General features: G+C 58.2%; 17 protein-coding genes and 2 tRNA genes. 3 read left to right on the top strand and 16 right to left on the bottom strand.

The features are described from left to right. The first annotated feature begins 10 nt into the window (after nucleotides 1-10). The gene (locus tag HQL44_01435) at nucleotides 11-1,111 is read left to right on the top strand and encodes an alpha/beta hydrolase (protein ID MBF0267231.1); all 1,101 of its coding nucleotides are present in this window, start codon (nucleotides 11-13) and stop codon (nucleotides 1,109-1,111) included. Nucleotides 1,112-1,427: 316 nt separating this feature from the next. On the opposite strand, the gene HQL44_01440 is transcribed toward HQL44_01435, so the two are convergent. The 13 genes from HQL44_01440 to HQL44_01500 form a co-directional block, all read right to left on the bottom strand. After that, complete coding sequence (locus tag HQL44_01440; protein MBF0267232.1) at nucleotides 1,428-1,859, bottom strand: type II toxin-antitoxin system RatA family toxin; 432 nt, start codon at nucleotides 1,857-1,859, stop codon at nucleotides 1,428-1,430. Beyond that, nucleotides 1,859-2,779 carry a lipoyl synthase gene (gene lipA / locus HQL44_01445; protein ID MBF0267233.1) on the bottom strand — a complete coding sequence of 307 codons (921 nt, stop codon included), beginning with the start codon at nucleotides 2,777-2,779 and terminating at the stop codon, nucleotides 1,859-1,861. The genes HQL44_01440 and lipA overlap by 1 nt, the downstream gene beginning before the upstream one ends. 118 nt (nucleotides 2,780-2,897) lie before the next feature. Further along, nucleotides 2,898-4,283, bottom strand: a complete 1,386-nt coding sequence (gene lpdA, locus HQL44_01450; protein MBF0267234.1) for a dihydrolipoyl dehydrogenase — start codon at nucleotides 4,281-4,283, stop codon at nucleotides 2,898-2,900. Next, nucleotides 4,280-5,128 carry a 2-oxo acid dehydrogenase subunit E2 gene (locus HQL44_01455; protein MBF0267235.1) on the bottom strand — a complete coding sequence of 283 codons (849 nt, stop codon included), beginning with the start codon at nucleotides 5,126-5,128 and terminating at the stop codon, nucleotides 4,280-4,282. The genes lpdA and HQL44_01455 overlap by 4 nt, the downstream gene beginning before the upstream one ends. Further along, nucleotides 5,125-6,504 carry a pyruvate dehydrogenase complex E1 component subunit beta gene (locus HQL44_01460; protein MBF0267236.1) on the bottom strand — a complete coding sequence of 460 codons (1,380 nt, stop codon included), beginning with the start codon at nucleotides 6,502-6,504 and terminating at the stop codon, nucleotides 5,125-5,127. Before HQL44_01460 ends, HQL44_01455 begins: the two co-directional genes overlap by 4 nt. A 2-nt stretch (nucleotides 6,505-6,506) precedes the next feature. Next, nucleotides 6,507-7,511 carry a pyruvate dehydrogenase (acetyl-transferring) E1 component subunit alpha gene (gene pdhA / locus HQL44_01465; GenBank protein ID MBF0267237.1) on the bottom strand — a complete coding sequence of 335 codons (1,005 nt, stop codon included), beginning with the start codon at nucleotides 7,509-7,511 and terminating at the stop codon, nucleotides 6,507-6,509. A 124-nt stretch (nucleotides 7,512-7,635) separates the two neighbouring features. Next, the gene (locus HQL44_01470; protein ID MBF0267238.1) at nucleotides 7,636-8,316 is read right to left on the bottom strand and encodes a DUF2461 domain-containing protein; all 681 of its coding nucleotides are present in this window, start codon (nucleotides 8,314-8,316) and stop codon (nucleotides 7,636-7,638) included. Between the two features lie 7 nt (nucleotides 8,317-8,323). After that, nucleotides 8,324-9,121, bottom strand: coding sequence for a hypothetical protein (locus tag HQL44_01475; protein ID MBF0267239.1), 798 nt, complete (start codon nucleotides 9,119-9,121; stop codon nucleotides 8,324-8,326). A gap of 36 nt (nucleotides 9,122-9,157) precedes the next feature. Continuing rightward, a complete protein-coding gene (locus HQL44_01480; GenBank protein MBF0267240.1) occupies nucleotides 9,158-11,809 on the bottom strand; it encodes a valine--tRNA ligase in 2,652 nt (883 codons plus the stop codon). Nucleotides 11,810-11,884: 75 nt separating this feature from the next. After that, complete coding sequence (locus HQL44_01485; GenBank protein ID MBF0267241.1) at nucleotides 11,885-12,133, bottom strand: hypothetical protein; 249 nt, start codon at nucleotides 12,131-12,133, stop codon at nucleotides 11,885-11,887. Between the two features lie 53 nt (nucleotides 12,134-12,186). Continuing rightward, nucleotides 12,187-12,906: a DUF2497 domain-containing protein gene (locus tag HQL44_01490; GenBank protein MBF0267242.1), complete on the bottom strand. Its 720-nt coding sequence runs from the start codon at nucleotides 12,904-12,906 to the stop codon at nucleotides 12,187-12,189. Nucleotides 12,907-13,081: 175 nt separating this feature from the next. Continuing rightward, complete coding sequence (locus HQL44_01495) at nucleotides 13,082-14,479, bottom strand: TolC family outer membrane protein (protein ID MBF0267243.1); 1,398 nt, start codon at nucleotides 14,477-14,479, stop codon at nucleotides 13,082-13,084. A gap of 97 nt (nucleotides 14,480-14,576) precedes the next feature. Further along, nucleotides 14,577-15,236, bottom strand: coding sequence for a protein-L-isoaspartate O-methyltransferase (locus HQL44_01500; protein ID MBF0267244.1), 660 nt, complete (start codon nucleotides 15,234-15,236; stop codon nucleotides 14,577-14,579). A gap of 162 nt (nucleotides 15,237-15,398) precedes the next feature. On the opposite strand from HQL44_01500, the gene HQL44_01505 reads away from it, so the two are divergent. Together HQL44_01505 and HQL44_01510 are read left to right on the top strand one after the other, a co-directional pair. Continuing rightward, nucleotides 15,399-15,472: transfer RNA gene (locus tag HQL44_01505), tRNA-Cys, on the top strand. Nucleotides 15,473-15,489: 17 nt separating this feature from the next. Beyond that, nucleotides 15,490-15,564, top strand: a tRNA-Asn gene (locus tag HQL44_01510). Nucleotides 15,565-15,731: 167 nt separating this feature from the next. Here HQL44_01510 and HQL44_01515 read toward each other — a convergent pair. The 3 genes from HQL44_01515 to HQL44_01525 all read right to left on the bottom strand — a co-directional run bounded on the left by HQL44_01515 (nucleotide 15,732) and on the right by HQL44_01525 (nucleotide 17,902). Then, on the bottom strand, nucleotides 15,732-16,241 hold the full coding sequence (locus HQL44_01515; GenBank protein ID MBF0267245.1) for a GNAT family N-acetyltransferase: 510 nt from the start codon (nucleotides 16,239-16,241) through the stop codon (nucleotides 15,732-15,734). Nucleotides 16,242-16,375: 134 nt separating this feature from the next. Further along, complete coding sequence (locus tag HQL44_01520; protein ID MBF0267246.1) at nucleotides 16,376-17,500, bottom strand: radical SAM protein; 1,125 nt, start codon at nucleotides 17,498-17,500, stop codon at nucleotides 16,376-16,378. Between the two features lie 45 nt (nucleotides 17,501-17,545). Next, nucleotides 17,546-17,902 (bottom strand): peptidoglycan-binding protein, encoded by a 357-nt coding sequence (locus tag HQL44_01525; GenBank protein MBF0267247.1) that lies wholly within the window; start codon nucleotides 17,900-17,902, stop codon nucleotides 17,546-17,548. Nucleotides 17,903-18,348: the final 446 nt, after the last annotated feature.

The following is an 18,348-nucleotide window of genomic DNA, read 5'->3' on the forward strand; positions in this document are numbered from 1 at the left end:
ACGAACCGACGTGAAATTATTGGCATCATCGCTTTTCATGCTGGCCTTGCTGGCAACCCCCAGCCTCGCCGCCGATTTGATCGAGGAAAAGGTTGACCTGCCCGTCGCCTTCTCGGGCGAGACGCTGACCCTGGAAGCCCTGATCATAAGGCCCGACGATGATCGGCCCCATCCTTTGGCGATCATCAATCATGGGTCGCCGCGCAATGTTGACGCCCGCGCCGAAATGAGTCCGCGTTCCTACCGCGCCCAGGCGCGTGAATTCGCCCGCCGCGGTTGGGTGACGGTGGCTTTCATGCGCCGCGGCTATGGCGAATCCGATGGCGATTATATGGAAGGTTACGGCAAATGCTCGTCGCCGGATTATGAAACGGCCGGGCGCAATTCAGCCGACGATCTGCGCGCCGTGATCAAGGCGATGCGAAAGAAAGATTATGTCGATGGATCGAAGGTGATCAGCATCGGCCAATCCGCCGGCGGTTTCGCCACCGTGGCCCTGACCGCCGATCCCCCGCCCGGCCTGATCGCCGCCATCAATTTCGCGGGCGGTCGCGGCTCGACAAAACCGGATGAAGTTTGCGGCCCCAGCCAGTTGTTGAAGGCCTTTGCCGCCTACGGCAGATCGTCTCGCATTCCCATGCTTTGGGTTTACGCCGAGAATGATCACTTCTTCGGCCCCACCCTGGCCCAGAGCTTCCACCGGGCCTTCGTCGATGCCGGGGGCCAAGCCCAATTCGTGGCCGCCCCAAGTTTCGCCGCTGACGGCCACTTCTTGTTTTCCGAAAAGGGAGCGCCGACCTGGACGCGCTATGTGGACGATTTTCTAGGTCAACAAGCCCAGCTTGGCCCCCGCCAAGCGCCGCCACCAGCCAGGGCCGAGCGCAAGGTCTCGTTTCCCAAGGGACTGGGGGAAAAGGGCAAGGAAGCCTTCTTGAAATATCTTGAGGCCAACGATCACAAGGCCTTCGTCATGTCGTCTGATGGTCATTATGGTTGGAGAACAGGGCGCAAGGACATCGAGACCGCCATCGAGGAAGCCACTGACTATTGCCGCGAAAACACTCGGAAACGCTGCTATACCGTGATGATCGACAATGACCCGGTCGAGTGAACCCGGATGGAATTCCCCTTGATTTTGATCAATTAAAAACTTGCAACCCTCTTATTCATGTAAGGTTCAGGTAAGGTTTGGCATAATTGAGCCTTCGACAACTTGAGGGGGCCGTCATGCCGTTACCGATCGTTATGTTCTTCCATGCCCTTCCCGGAATTGCCGCAGCATCACTGGCGGTTGCCGCCTTGTGGATCGTCTCCAAACTTGGCATGCGGGCTTACGCAAGTCTGGCCCACAAGTAGAGAAGAAATGGAAGGAAGGTTGCCCACGCCGTCTATGCCAAGAAGCGGCAATGACGTGATGGGCGCCCTTCCTATCTTCCATACATCTGCCTAGCCCTGCGCTCGAAACTGAGCACCATGCGGCCGACAGCTTCGTTGAAGACGGCGCCCATCAGCCCTTGCAGCAGGCGCGACTTGAATTCGAAATCGATATAGAAATCGATGCGCACGCCCTTTGCAACCGGCTCGAAAATCCAGTGATTGTTCAGATGCTTGAAGGGGCCTTCGGTATAGGTGATGTCCAGGCGGTGGGGCCGGTTCATGGTCACTTGCGAGCGGTAGCGCTCGCGCACCATTTTGAAGCCCGCCCAGACGTCGGCGACCAGGGTCTTGCCGTCGTTCGAAAGCACCTTGGCGTCGATCACCCAGGGCAGGAATTCAGGATAGCGTTCGACGTCCAGCACCAAGTCATACATCTGCTCGCAGCTATAAGGCAGCGTGCGCTTTTCGGCATGGGTCGGCATCAGCTCTGCTCGCGCGCAGGGTTGGCGTGGCGGCTGCGCGCCAATTTCAATTCCTCGAAATCCCGATCCGCATGGTGCGACGAGCGGGTCAGCGGCGTTGAGGCCACCATCAAGAATCCCTTGGCGCGGGCCATCTTGGCGTAATCCTCGAACTCGGCGGGTTCAACAAAGCGCATGACCGGCGTATGTTTGGCCGTGGGCTGCAGATACTGGCCGATGGTGATGAAATCGACCTTGGCAGCGCGCAGATCGTCCATCACCTGCAGCACTTCGCCCTTTTCCTCGCCAAGCCCGACCATGATGCCTGATTTGGTGAACAGGTCAGGTTTCAACTTCTTGGCATCGTCTAGCAAGCGCAGCGAGTTGAAATAGCGCGCCCCCGGGCGGATGGATTGGTACAGGCGGGGCACGGTTTCCAGATTGTGGTTGAAGACATCGGGACCGGCATTCACCACAACCTCCAAAGCGCCCGGCTTGTTCAGGAAATCGGGCGTCAGAACTTCGATCGTGGTGCCGGGCGAAGCCTCACGCACGGCCTTGATGGCGGCCACGAACTGCGAAGCCCCGCCATCGGCAAGATCGTCGCGGTCGACCGAGGTAATCACCATATGTTTCAAGCCCATGGCGACGGCCATATGGGCCAGATGGGCCGGTTCCTCGGCATCGACCGGATTGGGCCTGCCGGTCTTCACGTTGCAAAAGGCGCAGGCCCTGGTGCAAGTGTCGCCCAGGATCATCACCGTGGCGTGCTTGCGGCTCCAGCACTCGCCCAGATTGGGGCAGGCAGCCTCCTCGCAGACAGTATGCAGATGAAGCCCGCGCATCAATTTACGGGTTTCAGCCACTTCCGCCGAGGTCGGAGCTTTGACGCGTATCCAGTCGGGCTTGCGCAGCGGCTTGGGAGGAGTAATTTCGTTCATTACGTCGTTTCCATTAACGTCATGCGCGATCCGCGCATCCACGTTTATCCTTTTGACAAGGCGTGGATGGCCGGGTCAAGCCCGGCCATGACAAATATCTAAGACCAAAGTTCTAATATTAGAAATGAATGGCCCGGCCCCAGGCGTCAAGTACTGCTTCATGCATCATTTCGGAAACCGTGGGATGCGGGAAGACCGTTTGCATCAGCTCGGCCTCGGTGGTTTCCAGGGTGCGGGCGATGCAATAGCCCTGGATCATCTCGGTCACTTCCGGCCCGATCATATGCGCCCCCAGCAATTCGCCAGATTTGGCGTCGAAGATGGTTTTGACCAGCCCTTCGGTCTCGCCGAGCGCAATCGCCTTGCCATTGCCCATGGCCGGGAAACGGCCCACCTTCACCTCGTGCCCTGCCTCGCGGGCCATTTTCTCGGTCAGACCGACGCTGGCGACCTGGGGATGGGCATAGGTGCAGCCGGGAATGCTGCGCGGATGCAAGGCATGCGGGTTCAACCCCTTGATGGCTTCGACGCAGATCACGCCTTCATGGCTGGCCTTGTGCGCCAGCCAGGGCGGCGCGGTCACATCGCCGATGGCGTAAATGCCCGGCACATTCGTGCGCATCATGGCGTCGGTATTGATGCGCCCCTTCTCAAGTTTCACGCCGCTTTCTTCCAGCCCGAGATTTTCGATATTGGGAGAAACGCCCACCGCCACCAGCACGCGCTGGGCCACGATCTCGCTTGTCTTGCCTCCCGCCTCGACCGATACCGTGACCTGATCCTTGTCCTTTTTCAGTCCCTTGACCGAAGCCGAGGTCAGAATCTTCATGTCTTGCTGCTCGAACGCCTTGCGGGCCAGGGCGGAAATCTCTTCATCTTCCACCGGCAGCACGCGGTCCATCATTTCGATGACCGTCACCTGACAGCCCAGCGCCTGATAGAAGCTGGCGAATTCGATGCCGATGGCCCCCGATCCCACAACGATCAAGGATTTCGGGAAGCCTTTGGGCGTCATCGCTTCCTTATAGGTCCAGACCAGATCGCCGTCGGGTTCCAGGCCGGGAATCACCCGCGCCCTGGCCCCGGTGGCGATGATAATATGCGGAGCTGTCAAGGTCGGGCCGTTATCGACCGCCACCTTGCCCTTTCCTGCCAATTTCCCGTGGCCCTCGACCACCGTCACCTTGTTCTTCTTCAGCAAATGCTTGACGCCTGCCTGCAACTGCGCCGCCACGGCGCGCGAACGCGCCACCACTTTGGCCAGATCGAAGGCTGGATTGGGGGACGCCAGACCAAAGCTGTCAGCATGCTGCATCAAGCGAAAAACTTCCGCCGAACGCAGCAAGGCCTTGGTGGGAATGCAGCCCCAGTTAAGGCAAATGCCGCCCAGATGGGCCTTCTCGACCACGCACGCCTTCATGCCCAACTGTGCGGCGCGAATGGCCGCCACATAGCCGCCCGGTCCTGCGCCGATCACGATGAGATCAAACGACGTGTCGCTCATAGCAGCAGCCCCAGCGGGTCTTCGATCAATTTCTTGAAGGCCGCCAGAAATTCGGCGCCGACCACCCCGTCCACGGCGCGATGATCGACCGACAGCGTGACTGTGCAAAGGGTGGCGATGCCAAGCTGATCGCCCTTGACCACCGGGCGCTTCTCGCCCGCCCCCACGGCCAGAATGCAGGCCTGCGGCGGATTGATGATGGCCGAGAAACTTTTGATGCCGTACATGCCAAGATTCGAGATGGTGAAGCCGCCGCCCTGATAATCTTCCGGCATCAATTTACCGGCCCGCGCCTTCTCGGCCAGGGCTTTCATCTCGGCGGAAATCTGGGCCACGGTTTTCGTATCCGCCTTGCGGATGATCGGCGTGACCAATCCGCCGGGAGCCGCCACCGCCACAGCAATATCGACATCCGCATAACGCAACGTGGCGTCTTCCGTCCAACTGGCGTTGGCTGCGGGAATTTGGCGCAAGGCCTTGGCCGACGCCTTGATGACGAAATCATTGACCGACAGTTTGAAGCCTTCGGCCCGCTGGTTCAATTTCTCGCGCAAATCCAAAAGCTGATCAATGTCGAGATCGACCGACAGATAGAAATGCGGAATGGTCTGTTTCGATTCCGTCAGGCGCTTGGCGATGGTCTTGCGCAGCGTCGTGTTGGGTATCGCCTCGGCCTGACCGGAAATTGGTGCGGAAGGAACAGGTTTCGCCTTGGCCGATTCCACATCCGCCTTCACGATGCGCCCGTGCGGGCCGGAACCCGCCAGTGAGGCGAGATCAAGCCCCTTCTCGGCGGCCAAGCGCCGCGCCAAGGGACTGGCGAAGATACGAGGCAGGGCGTTCATTTGCTCCCCCGATAGCAGACGGCCTTGGCGGCGGCGACGATTTTCGCCACATCTGGAAGGGCTAGCTTTTCCAGATTGGCGGCATAGGGCATGGGCACATCCTCGCCGGTCACGCGGGTAATCGGCGCATCCAACCAGTCGAAGGCCTGGTCCATCACTTGGGCTGCGATTTCGGCACCGATTCCGGCATAGGGCCAGCCTTCCTCCAACGTCACCAAGCGATTGGTTTTCTTGACGCTTTCAATGATGGCAGGCGTATCAAGGGGTCGCAGGCTGCGCAGATTGATCACCTCGGCCTCGATGCCTTCCTTGGCCAGCAATTCGGCGGCCTCCAGCGCCAAGCCCACCATGCGCGAAAAAGCGGTGATGGTGACGCTGGCTCCCGCCCGCTCGATCTTGGCCAAGCCGATGGGCACCGTGAAATCGGGATCGTCCGGCACGTCGAAACTTTGGCCGTACATCATCTCGTTTTCCAAGACGATCACCGGATTGGGATCGCGGATGGCGGCTTTCAGCAGGCCCTTGGCATCCTCGCCCGACCAGGGAGCGACCACCTTCAATCCTGGACAATGGGCGTACCACGAGGCGTAACATTGCGAATGCTGGGCCGCCACGCGCGACGCCGCTCCGTTGGGGCCGCGAAAGACAATCGAGGATCTTTGCTGGCCGCCCGACATGTACAGCGTTTTGGCCGCCGAATTCACAATCTGGTCGATCGCCTGCATCGAGAAATTGAAGGTCATGAATTCGACGATGGGCTTAAGCCCGCCGAAAGCAGCGCCCACGCCAAGACCAGCGAATCCCATTTCGGTGATCGGCGTGTCGATGACGCGCTTGGGGCCGAACTCGTCCAACAAACCCTGGCTGACTTTGTAAGCGCCCTGATACTGGCCGACCTCCTCGCCCATCAAAAACACGTTGGGATCGTTGCGCATTTCTTCGGCCATGGCGTCACGCAAGGCTTCGCGCACCGTCTGGCGTTTGGTGGGGCCGTTGTAGCTTTTTTGCAAGATCGGTTGCGCGACCGGCGCTTGGGGGGCTGGCGCGGCAACGGATGCGGCTGGGGCTGGGGCTGGCGTTTGCGCCTGAGCCTGCGAGGGCGACGTCACCTTATCCAAGGCGCTTTTGTCCTCGCCCTCGGTCAGGATCAGGCCGATAGGCGTATTGACCTTCACGCCTTCGGCGCCGCCCGGCACCAAGATGCGGCCCAATATGCCGTCGTCGGCGGCTTCCATTTCCATGGTCGCCTTGTCGGTTTCAATCTCGGCCAGCACGTCGCCCGATTTGACGGCGTCGCCCTCGGCCTTCAGCCAGCGAGACAGCTTGCCTTCGGTCATGGTGGGCGACAGCGCCGGCATCAGAATCTGAATGGGCATGATCAGGCCTCCACCAGAATATCGGTATACAACTCGGCCAGATCCGGCTCGGGGCTGGATTGCGAGAAATCAGCGGCCTGGGTGCAGATGTCCTTCACCTCGCGGTCGATTTCCTTCAAGGAGTCTTCAGTCGCCAGCTTGCCGTCCAACAGCTTCTTGGCCAGCGTGTCGATGGGATCATGCTCGGCCCTGACCTTGCTGACCTCCTCCTTGGTGCGATATTTGGCCGGATCGCTCATCGAATGGCCGCGATAGCGGTAGGTTTTCATCTCAAGCACCACCGGCCCCTTGCCTTCGCGGGCATGGGCCAGCCATTTGCGCCCGACCTTCTCAACCTCCAGCACATCCATGCCATCGACAGCGACGCCGGGAATGCCATAGGCGTCGCCCCTTCGGTGCAATTCGGTGCTGGCCGAGGCGCGCTCAACCGAAGTGCCCATGCCGTATTTGTTGTTCTCGACGACATAGATCACCGGCAGCTTCCATAAAGCCGCCATGTTGAAACTTTCATAGACTTGGCCCTGATTGACAGCACCGTCGCCCAGGAAGCACAAACAGACGCCGCCATCCTCGCGGTATTTGTGGCCGAAGGCCAGGCCGGTGCCCAAAGGCACCTGGGCCGCCACGATGCCGTGGCCGCCGAAAAAACCGGTTTCGCGGCTGAACATATGCATGCTGCCGCCCTTGCCCTTGGAATAGCCGGTACTGCGCCCAGTCAGTTCGGCCATCACGCCCTTGGCGTCCATGCCGGTGGCCAGCATATGGCCGTGATCGCGATAGCTGGTGATGACGGAATCGCCAGGGCGCGCCGCCGCCATCAAACCCACGATCACCGCTTCCTGGCCGATATAAAGGTGACAGAAACCGCCGATCAGACCCATGCCGTACAACTGCCCCGCCTTTTCCTCGAAACGGCGGATGAGCAGCATGTCGCGATAGAGTTTCAGCAGATTGTCGGCTGGAGCTTTAGGCGCCGCTTTGGCTACCTGTTTTTTGGCAATGGCCATGATGCCTCCCCTGTGCGGTCTGGCTATATCCATCGGACATAAGCATGGCACAAGCTCGTGACAAGGGGCATAGGTAATTTCGTATTACAAAACAATAGAATATATGAATTTAACCTGAAAGCGGTTAATATGTTGATTGAGCTAGAAACCGATAGAGCGGCGCCGCCGCCTGAAAGCCTTTCTTCAGTTTCGAGACCAGAGCCTTGCTGTAAAAGGCATCGTCGGCTTCCAGTTCCAAGATGAAATAGACGGTCTTGCGCTGGAACCATTCCTGCGCCAGGGCGGGCAAACCTTCGGGAATTTTCGGGCGGGCATATGCGTCGCCCTGGATCAGGAACCCGGCCTTGGTCATCGCCTTGATAGCGGTCTGGAACTCGACGGGTTTGGCCTGGATGCGCGCCCGCACCGCCTTCATGACCGCTGGCGTCGCCTGATAGAAGCCCATGCCGTAGCGGCAGCCATCGGGACCGATGCCCATGTAGAAGGTGGGACGCGTCTGCCAATCTTCACGGCGATGGCGGAATGCGATCCATTGCCGCACGCGATAGGGCGATTTGTCACGCGAGAAACGGACATCTTTGTGGATGCGCGACACCGCAACCCCCTTGGGATCGACATCAAAGCCGGGATCGATCTTCAGCATGTCGGGCGCCAACGCATCGACCAATTGGCGCAGAGGTGTGCGCACATGGTCGATATAATCTTGCTTATGCGCCTCGAACCAAGCCTTGTCGTTGTTGGCCGCCAGCTTCTTCAGAAACGGCAGCGTCTTTTTGGTGAAACCCTGAAAGATTTCTTCCGGCATAAGATTATTACCTGACCGGCTTGTTAACCCGAACAGCAGCGGAAAGCACTTGAGCAGCATCCCCAACCGGCGAGGAACCCGCAAAGGCGAAGCCTGATTTGTAAAGTTTATACAGCGCCTCGCCCTCGGCTTTGACCGCCGAAACATAGGCAACCCGCTTCGAATCGCCCAGAATCCGGTCATGATGCCAATCGTTCATTTGCCATGTCTGCTTGGCAGGATAGAACCCTTCGGTCTCGGGATTCTGATAATATATTGCACGAAGAAACGAGTCATCTTTGACAATATGAAATGCGTTCACCAGCGCCGTGGCTGGCCGGTTTATTTTGTCCGTGAAATCATAGAATGCCGCCGTCGTCTTCGATGTCGTTGAAGACCGGGTGAGCGTGTAATGGTTCACAGACCAGCACAAAGCATCATTGATCGAATAATTCTGGTCCGAAAGGTTATGATGAACGTCCTTACGGTCGCAGATTTCCTTGTTGCGGTTCCATCCGACAACCAACGAATTTCCCGTATTCGATTCGAGCAGGATGGCGCGATTCAGACGGCCATCGACCGTTTGAACCAGCCAAGCCAAATGAAGCTTCGAATGAATCGCAGCGCTGCCCGTCGACTCTGACTCGTCGAAAACCGCGACCGTGAAATTGCCGGGAGGGAGGGCCACATGGGCATTGCCGATGCGGACAGAGCCGGAAACCTGTTTGCCGATGCTGTATTCAGAATCGACGACCGGAATGGATTGGGCACCGGCCTCTGCCGCCAATCCGAAGAAAAACAGCATCCCCAATACGAATCGCAACATCCCACGCCACCCTACGCGAAAAAGTTGCTATTCTTATCACATCTCCTTCAACCGCTCCAGCGCTTCCGACAGTTTGCCTTTGGCGACGGCCAGTTCCGCCATGCGCTCGCGGGCTTCGGCGACCACGTCGGGATCGGCCTTTTCGACGAAGGCGGGATTGCTTAGTTTCTTTTCCGTCTTGCCTATATCGTCGGCCAGCTTGGCGATTTCCTTGGTCAAACGTGCCGTTTCCTTGGCGACATCGATATGACCGGCCAGGGGCAGAATGGCCGTGGCTTCATCGACCACCACCTGCACGCTTCCCTTGGGCGCTTCGGCGTCATCGGCCACCGCGCTATCCAAACGCGCCAGCGTCAGAATCAGCGGGCGATGGGTTTCCAGACGCTGCTTGGTGGCGTCTGACGCCCCCTTTAGCAACAGCGACAGTTTGGCCGCAGGCGGCACGTTCATTTCGGAACGCACCGAACGGATGCTTGAGATCAGGCGCACCACCCAATCCATTTCGGCTTCGGCCTCAGGTGCTGCCAGCGCAGTTTCATGGCTTGGCCAGCGGGCGCCGATCAAGCGCCCTGCCCTGTTCTCGCCCAGCTTTTCCCACAGTTCCTCGGTCACGAAGGGCATGAAGGGATGCAGCAGGTGCAAAATCTGATCCAGCACCCAGGCGGTGGTGGCCCGCGTCTCGGCCTTGGCCGCTTCATCCGTGCCGTTGAAGACCGGCTTGGCGAATTCCAAGTACCAATCGCAGAAAGAATTCCAGACGAAGGCATAGGCGGCGTTGGCGGCATCGTTGAAGCGATAGGCGTCAAGCGCTTGCGCCACCTTGTCGCCCGCCTCGGCGGTTTTTGCCAAGATCCATTTATTCAACGTCAACTCGACGCGCCAGGGATCGAAACCCGCCACCGGCTTGCATTCGTTCATTTCGGTGAAGCGCGCCGCGTTCCATAATTTGGTGGCGAAGTTGCGATAACCCTCGACCCGGCTTTCGGCCAGCTTGATGTCGCGCCCCTGCGCCGCCAGGGCGCACAAGGTAAAGCGCAGCGCGTCGCAGCCGAACTTCTCGATCAAGTCCAAGGGATCGATGATGTTGCCCTTCGACTTGCTCATCTTCTGGCCCTTTTCGTCGCGGACCAGGGCATGGATGTAGATGGTGTGGAACGGTACGTCGCCCATGAAATGCAGGCCCATCATCATCATTCTCGCTACCCAGAAGAAGATGATGTCAAAGCCGGTCACCAGCACGTCGGTGGGATAATAGCGCTTCAGTTCCGGCGTTTCGGTGGGCCAGCCCAGCGTGGAAAAAGGCCACAGGGCCGACGAGAACCAGGTATCCAGCACGTCATTGTCGCGGGTCAGGGTGACCGCCATGCCGTAATGTTTGGCCGCCGTTTCCTGTGCCGCCTCTTCCGTCAGTTCGACAAAGACCTTACCGTCGGGACCGTACCAAGCGGGCACCTGATGGCCCCACCAGATTTGGCGTGAAATGCACCAGGGTTGGATGTTGCGCATCCAGTCGAAATAGGTGTTCTCCCAGTTCTTGGGCACGAATTTTGTTTTGCCGCTTTCCACGGCCTCGATGGCGGGCTTGGCCAAAGTGGCGGCATCGACGAACCATTGATCGGTCAGCCAAGGCTCGATCACCACGCCGGAACGATCGCCATAGGGCACCATCAGCGTATGCGGTTCGATCTTGTCGAGCAGCTCCAATTCCTCGAATTTTGCCACGATGCGCTTACGCGCTTCGAAACGGTCGAGGCCCCGATATTCTTCCGGCGCGTTCTCGTTGAGATGCGCGTTGAGATCGAAAATGTTGATCATGGGAAGATTGTGACGCTTGCCAACTTCAAAGTCGTTGAAGTCGTGGGCGGGGGTGATCTTCACCGCGCCGGTTCCCTTCTCGGGGTCGGAATATTCGTCGGCGACGATGGGTATCTTGCGCCCGACGATGGGCAGAATGACGTTTTTGCCGACGATATCCTTATAGCGGTCATCATCCGGATGCACGGCCACCGCCGTATCGCCCAACATGGTTTCGGGGCGCGTGGTGGCGACCACGATGTAACGGCCTTCCATCCCTTCGATGGGATAGCGGAAATGCCACATGCTGCCCCTGATCTCGCGGCTTTCCACTTCCAGGTCGGAAATAGCGGTGTGCAGCTTGGGGTCCCAATTGACTAGGCGCTTGTCGCGATAGATCAGGTTCTTCTTGTAGAGATCGACGAAAACCTTGCGCACGGCGGCGCTTAGCCCCTCGTCCATTGTGAAACGTTCCTTGGCCCAATCGGGCGAAGCACCCAGGCGGCGCAACTGGCGGGTAATCGTGCCGCCCGATTCCGCCTTCCATTCCCAGACCCGTTTGATGAAGTCGGTTCTTCCCAGATCGTGGCGGTTCTTGCCCTCGCCTTCCAACTGGCGCTCGACCACCATTTGGGTGGCGATGCCCGCATGGTCGGTGCCCGGCTGCCACAGCGCGTCCATGCCCTTCATGCGGTGATAACGGATCAACACGTCTTGCAGCGTGAAGGTCAGCGCATGGCCCATATGCAGGCTGCCCGTCACGTTGGGCGGCGGCATCATGATGGTGTAGGGCTTGGCGTTCGAACTTGTGTTGGCGGCAAAGGCGCCCGTCCCTTCCCACTGGCCGTAATGGCGGGGTTCGACGTCCTTGGGCGAATAGGTTTTATCCAGCACGGCTTGGGCTTCCTGAAATGTCACGGCGAAAGGGGGCCGAGAATCGCAGAGGAAGGCAGGAAGATCAAGAGAAGGCTAAAGAAGCTTGACCAAAGCAGCCACGATGGCAACCGAGGCCGCCAGCATCGCACCAAGTTTGACTGTCAGACGAAGCTCGGTTTCACGAATCAAGGCTTCCAACCGCGCCACATCTTCACGGGTCGCCACGGAATCGCGTAAAGCGTCATCCAAAGCGTGCGCGTGCGCCCGAGCCTGAGGTTCGGGGATGCCCGACGCCTTCAAGGTTTCAAGATAGGCCAGCTTATCGAAAGTAACGCTGCTCATGCCTTTAAATATCAGGCATTAGGGACCGTACGTCAATCCGGATATCAGTTTAGCTAATACTTCGACGTCCGGTCGACCATGCGCTCGATTTCCTGCTTGACCATGCGTTCGATCAGGTAAGGCAGGTTGGCGTCCAGCCAGTCTTTCAGAATGGGACGCAATAGCTCGCGCACCATCTCTTCCAGGGTAATTCCGCCGCCGACGCCGACGCCGATGCCGCGTTCGCGAGCCACGGCGCGGGCCAGTTCGGCCAGCAGATTGGTGGAAGTTTGAGCGACATGGGGCGACACCAGCGCTTCCTCGACCACGGGCGGTGGCGGCGGCGGGGGTGGCGGCTCGTAATAGGGTTCAGGTTCCGGCTCGGGCGGCAGTGGGAAATCGATCATTTCCTCTTGCATGGCGGGAAGCTCGAACTCGGGTTCGGGTTCGGGTTCAGGTTCCGGCAGCGGCTCGGGTTCCGGCTCGGGCAGTGGTTCGGGTTCCGGTTCCGGCAGTGGCTCGGGCACGGGTTCGCTCAGTTCCAGAATGTCTTCTTCTTCTTCCGCTGCTTCCTCGACCAATTCCTCGCCCAGATCGAGCACTTCTTCTTCCGGCTCGGGTTCGGGGTCAAGGGCGGGAAGATCGCCATCTGAAATCAGCATCGAATCGAGCGGCAAAGGCTCGTCTTCAGGCTCGGGTTCCGGCGCAGGCGCTGCAGGAGCGGCCTGCTGGGCGGCTTGTTCCGCCTCGTCCTCGGACAAAATCCGACGGATCGAGGCCAGAATATCCTCCATCGACGGTTCTTGCTGGGCCTTGTCTTCGCTCATGGTCCCTTCGTCCGCTTGTCCGTCAACGGGAAGCCGTACCCATTGGTGCGGGGAAAGATTACGTCAATTGGACACGGCTTGCCAGACCGATCGACCAATATCCAGTTTCTCTTATCCCCCTCGGCCATATCCCCATTATCCCCTAGGGTGAAACCTTCGGTTCGTCAACATGCGTGCCGAACCATTTATTGTGAACCTTGTCGTAGTGAAGCGTCGGATCGTAGATATCCGCCTTCAGGCCCAATTCTGCCGCGGTCAGCTTGCCGACCGCCGATTTCAACTGATAGGCGGCCAGCGTTTGATCGCGCTGCGCCTTGACCAGATTGACCCTGGCGTCCAGCAATTCCTGCTCGGCGTCCAACACGTCGAGCACGGTCCTAGACCCCACTTCCGCCTCGCGTTTGACGCCTTCCAGGGCGATCTCGCTGGCCTTGATCTGGTCGGCATAGGATTTGACCTGCGCCCTGGCCGTCTCAAGCCCTTCCCAGGCCTTGGTCGCGGTCTCGATGGCGGTGCGCACCGTCTGATCGATTTCCAGACGACGCTGGCCGGCCACTTCCTTGGCTTCGCGCACCCGGGCGTAGGTGGCCGTTCCGCCCTCGTAGATCGGCACGCTGAGCGAGGCCAGAACCTCTACCGTTTCCGAGCGTGAGCGGATGGAGGTGCTGCGCCAGTTGCGGCCGGCATCTGCGTCAAGCGACAAGGTGGGCAGCAATTCGCCCGCCACCAGCGATACATTCTTCTGCGCGGCCTTCTCGGCATACTGGGCCGAAACCACGTCGGGATGGGCCGATTTGGCCTGAACCACGGCATCATCGAGGCTGGCGGGCAGGCCATTGGGCTGGGCTGGCCCGGTCAATTCACGCGGCGCATCGCCGATGACCGACATATAGGCGGCGCGCGACGCGCGAAGGTCGCCCTCGGCCTTGACGCGCAGAGCCTCGGCGCGAGACAGGCGGGCTTCGGCCTGCGACACGTCGGTTCGGGTCAGCTCGCCCACCTGGAAGCGGTCGCGCGTGGCCTCCATCTGCTTTTTCAAAACCTGCTCATTGTTGCGGTTCAGCTCCAGCACGGCCAGATCGCGCAGATTGTCGAGATAGGCGGTGGCGGCCGACAAAAGCAAAGTCTGTTCCGCGGCCAGCAACTGCGCCCGTTCGCTCAGCACGTTGTTCTCGGCCTTCCTGGTGGCGGCGACCGTGCGCCCGCCCCTGAAAACCGGCTGCGAGATCGTCACTTTGCCCGAACGGGGATTGCGCACCTGATCGGGCGGCGTGGCGCCGTTCGATTCCTGGCGCATGCGACCGTAATCACCCTTCAGGGTCACCGTAGGACGCCAATTGCCCAAGGCCTGGGTTACGGTTTCGTCGGTGGCGCGCAGCTTGGCGCGCTTGGCCTGCAAGGTGGGATTGGTGGCATAGGCCTGAGCCAACGCCTCCTCGAAACTTTGAGCATTGGCGGGCACAACGAAGAATCCCGCCGCAAAGGCCAGGGCCAACAGGGCTGGGCTAGATTTCAACGCCGGGAAAAAGCGACCGCTCATTACTCTGACCTTCTACAGGCTAGCCACAAAGGATAGTAGGAGCGCCTTGAATAGCAAGACGTAAACTACAACCCTTGGAAAGATACCCTAGAAAAGGTTAAGCGAAAATGAAGCCTGCTTTCGCCTCGAACCCCGGCAAGGGGGTGGCGCTGGCATCAAAAATGGCCCGATTGCCTAGCGCGCCATGGCTCTTCAGATAGACCACACCCCGGCCCAAATGCCCCGATTTTACCGATAGAAGCGTGCACAAACGCCCCCCCTCGGCCAGTTGGGACATCAGCGACTCGGGCACTTCGTCCACCAGTCCCTCGATCAGGATCACGTCGTATGGAGCCTGTTTGGGATAGCCCACGGCCATATCGCCCTGCAGCACGGCAACATTCAAAATACCCAGGTCGGACAGCACCCGGTTGGCCGTTTCGGTCAAAAAGGGGTCCGAATCGAGCGCCACCACGGTGGAAGCCAGATGCCCCAGGACCGCCGAACCATAGCCGGCCCCCGACCCAACATGCAAAACGACGTCGCTCGGCTTGATGGCTGCCAGATGAATCAGCCTAGCCAAGGTCAGGGGGGCGGAAAGAACGCGCCCCGGCGCCACCTCGATCTCGCCGCCCATATAGGCCAGCCCATGATCGCTTTTGGGTAGGAACGCCTCGCGCGGGACCCGGCCCATGGCATCGATCAGCCGAAGGTCGTCGATGCCCGTGGGGCGAATCTGGCTATCGACCATGTTGCGGCGAGCGACGGCTTGATCCATGTAACAACCCTTGTCTGGTATGAAAATCGGCAGGCTCATGCGGTTATAGTGGAGGAAAAGGGCCTTCGCAACCCCGGGCTTGATTTCTGGATTTCTTGCGTTTATAAAGCCCGCTCTCACGGGGGGACCCCCCTTGTGATTTTGCGAGGTGTCCGTTGGGTCGGCGCGGTGGCGGAGTGGTTACGCAGCGGTCTGCAAAACCGCGTACGCCGGTTCAATTCCGGCCCGTGCCTCCAAACGAAGTAAAGGCTATTCCGGCGTAGCTCAGTGGTAGAGCAGACGGCTGTTAACCGTCGGGTCGTAGGTTCGAGTCCTACCGCCGGAGCCAATATTTCCAAAGAGTTAGATAATCTCACCGGCAGTTATTGATCTGTCGACAATCCCTGGGCAACATTCGGGGCAACAACCGACGAATCTCGTCAAGCAGCTTTCGACGTCCCCGAGAAGCGCGAACTTACCCCCCAACATGCTGCACAATTCCGCAAGCGACAGCGACTAGAGAATGCTCGCAAGAACTTCAGCCTTATCCATCTCGATTTTTGCCCCACATTTTTCCCAAATAGACGACTCCACGATTGCAATATCGGGAATATCACCGCTGACCGACTTAATGCCGAGGTTTCTTGCCGTTTCAATCAACTTGGCAAAAGCATAGGCGGCATACCCCACCCCCTCATGTCGGCTCGAAAAAAAGCAACCTGTGCGCGCCGTCTTCGCCTCGATGTCGATATGGCTGAGCGACATGTTCCCGATTGCTATTTCTCCATCCAGAAGAACGGCAAAGTTCAGAGCATGTTTCGCTTTGCACCATTCGCTCGTGTAAGAGAGAAAATGTTCAGGCGTTTCGTCACTCCTCGAAGACGTTCCACGGATCGATTCCGGCAGGCCGGTATCTGCATTCAGAAGATCGGACAATTGGCTGGCGTAACGCAGCGCCAGTTCCTCAGAGCCTTCAGACTCTGGCGCAAGCCGAAATAAGGAAATTCGAGAGTGGTCATTGTTCATTTCATCGTTCCTCATCAAGAAGAATGAGAACATAACTCAAGCGCACACTCTTAACAAGATTACCTATATATAGCTAATAGCCATTGGTGGCACTGCCGAAAAGATGCTGGCGATTGGCTGAGGAACTTGCTGCATCACAACAATCCGGCATCGCGCCAACACACATGAGCAGGTATTCTCCCTGCTTTCTTATGTAGGGCGTAAACGGGACCACAGGTCATGCACATTTCCTGTGCCGAGCATGTTTCGCACTCGGGTTTTGCGCTTCTGGTTCCAGGATGAAAGGCAAGCCGCTTTATATCTGAGATGTTTTCAGAAAGCAGATCAACAGCGATATTGGGCAGCAGCTTGCACGGTCCTGCCTGACCGCTGGCGTGGATATGCAAGGAGTTGACTCCGCCGTTGCAACCTGATTTGGGCATGAAATAGACCGGCAAACGACCGATATCTGCCTCTTGTTTTAGAGGCCGTCTGCCACCTTGAACTGTCGGCACAAGCCTGGAATAGGTGTGATGCTCGACGCCCAAGTCGAGCATCATATTTTCCATAGCTGCCGTTTCATGGGCATTTGGCTTTGCAGCAATGATCGTTGCCCGCAGCCGTATCCCAGAAATCGCCGCTTTTTTCACGCCGCGCATGACTTCATAATAATTACTGGGAGCAGCGCCGGTCATTGCCGCAAAGGAAGTCGGTGAAGCGCCATAGAGGCTGAAGGTAATTCGCCAAGGAGGAAGGTCTTGGAACAAACCAATCCAGCGAGACAACAAGGCCCCATTCGTTTGCACAGTCACCATAAGACCGCGCTTCCAGGCTTCTCGATATGTTGATTCGAATAGTGGATCGGCAAGGGCCTCGCCGCCTGTAAGCTGAACCCAGATGCAACCGGCCTCAGCAATTTTGTCCAGTATTCTTAGCCGGGATTCCATGGGCAATCCGTTGTGCAGCTTTTCGCCCAGATAGCAGTGCACGCATCGGAAGTTACACTTTTCGGTTAACTCCCAGGTGACGCGTCGGTAATCGAATTCCGATCGCGTACGCAGGCAAATCATTTCATGCCACGGAGTTGGTACGACTTCCAATTGGTCAAATGCCTTCTTAAGCCACGAAGGAGGAAGAGGCGTCTTGACGCGAACAGCCTGCCGCAAGCGCGGTTCCACACCCAAGGGAAACGTAACCGCTTTCAGATTGCGCCGATTGTAAAGCATAAGCCCGTCTGTTCTCGGCATGACGACAAGATCGGTTGCTGATTGCAGCTTCATCTTCGCATCTCTTTTTTGGCCACGTTTCCCCAGTCAAACCTTGAATCAGTAACTTTTCCAGGGTTGGTCGTCCCATTCCGTACAAGAGCAACCCGCTGTTCTTTCAAAGGACAGTAGATTTCTGGGAACTGGGGCTGAAATGGAATCACGGCTCATTTGCCGATTGATCGCCGTTTCCGTGGGGCCGCCCGGCTTCATCACGCCATCCACCCTAAGGCGGTTGTCGCGCTGGAAACGGCGGATGCCGTCAAACAGATTGTTGTCGACCCAGGCACCTAGTTCATTGCCAATCGGCGGCTGATAATAGCCGAGTTGGTTCAGGGCGCGTTTCGCCAGAACAATGTCGCCTTTATCGACGCTCGTGTACTCGTCCATCGGACGTTTGAGTTTCAACCAAGACATGAACGTTTTCCTTTCGCTTATTCAGGTTAGCCAATGGGCGGAGCCATGCCAGCTCCACCACCAATACGGGCTTATCATTTGGTGCGTCAGACGGTCAAGAGTGATTTATGTATTATTACCTTTTTTAGCATGGTGTATATGCCCGTGGTCCTGTGCTAAAATATTTACGCCGATAACACTTATTAACACCTATTATGCGGCATTATGTCCTATATGCGCTCACTTATGGCATATCGACGGCTTCTATCGTTGCCGCCGCCTTGGTTGGATTGTGTAGAGCCTGAAAATGGCGTTTGCTGCCACAGGAACCCAAAGAATGCATCCAGGACCTGTTAACCGTCGGGTCGTAGGTTCGAGTCCTACCGCCGGAGCCAATTTTCCAAAGAGTTAGCTGATATTCCGAACCGCCCTTGGGCGGTCGTTTTCGTTCGGGGCTGCTTTAGAGG

The organism is Alphaproteobacteria bacterium (assembly GCA_015231795.1).
Classification (GTDB): domain Bacteria; phylum Pseudomonadota; class Alphaproteobacteria; order Rhodospirillales; family WMHbin7; genus WMHbin7.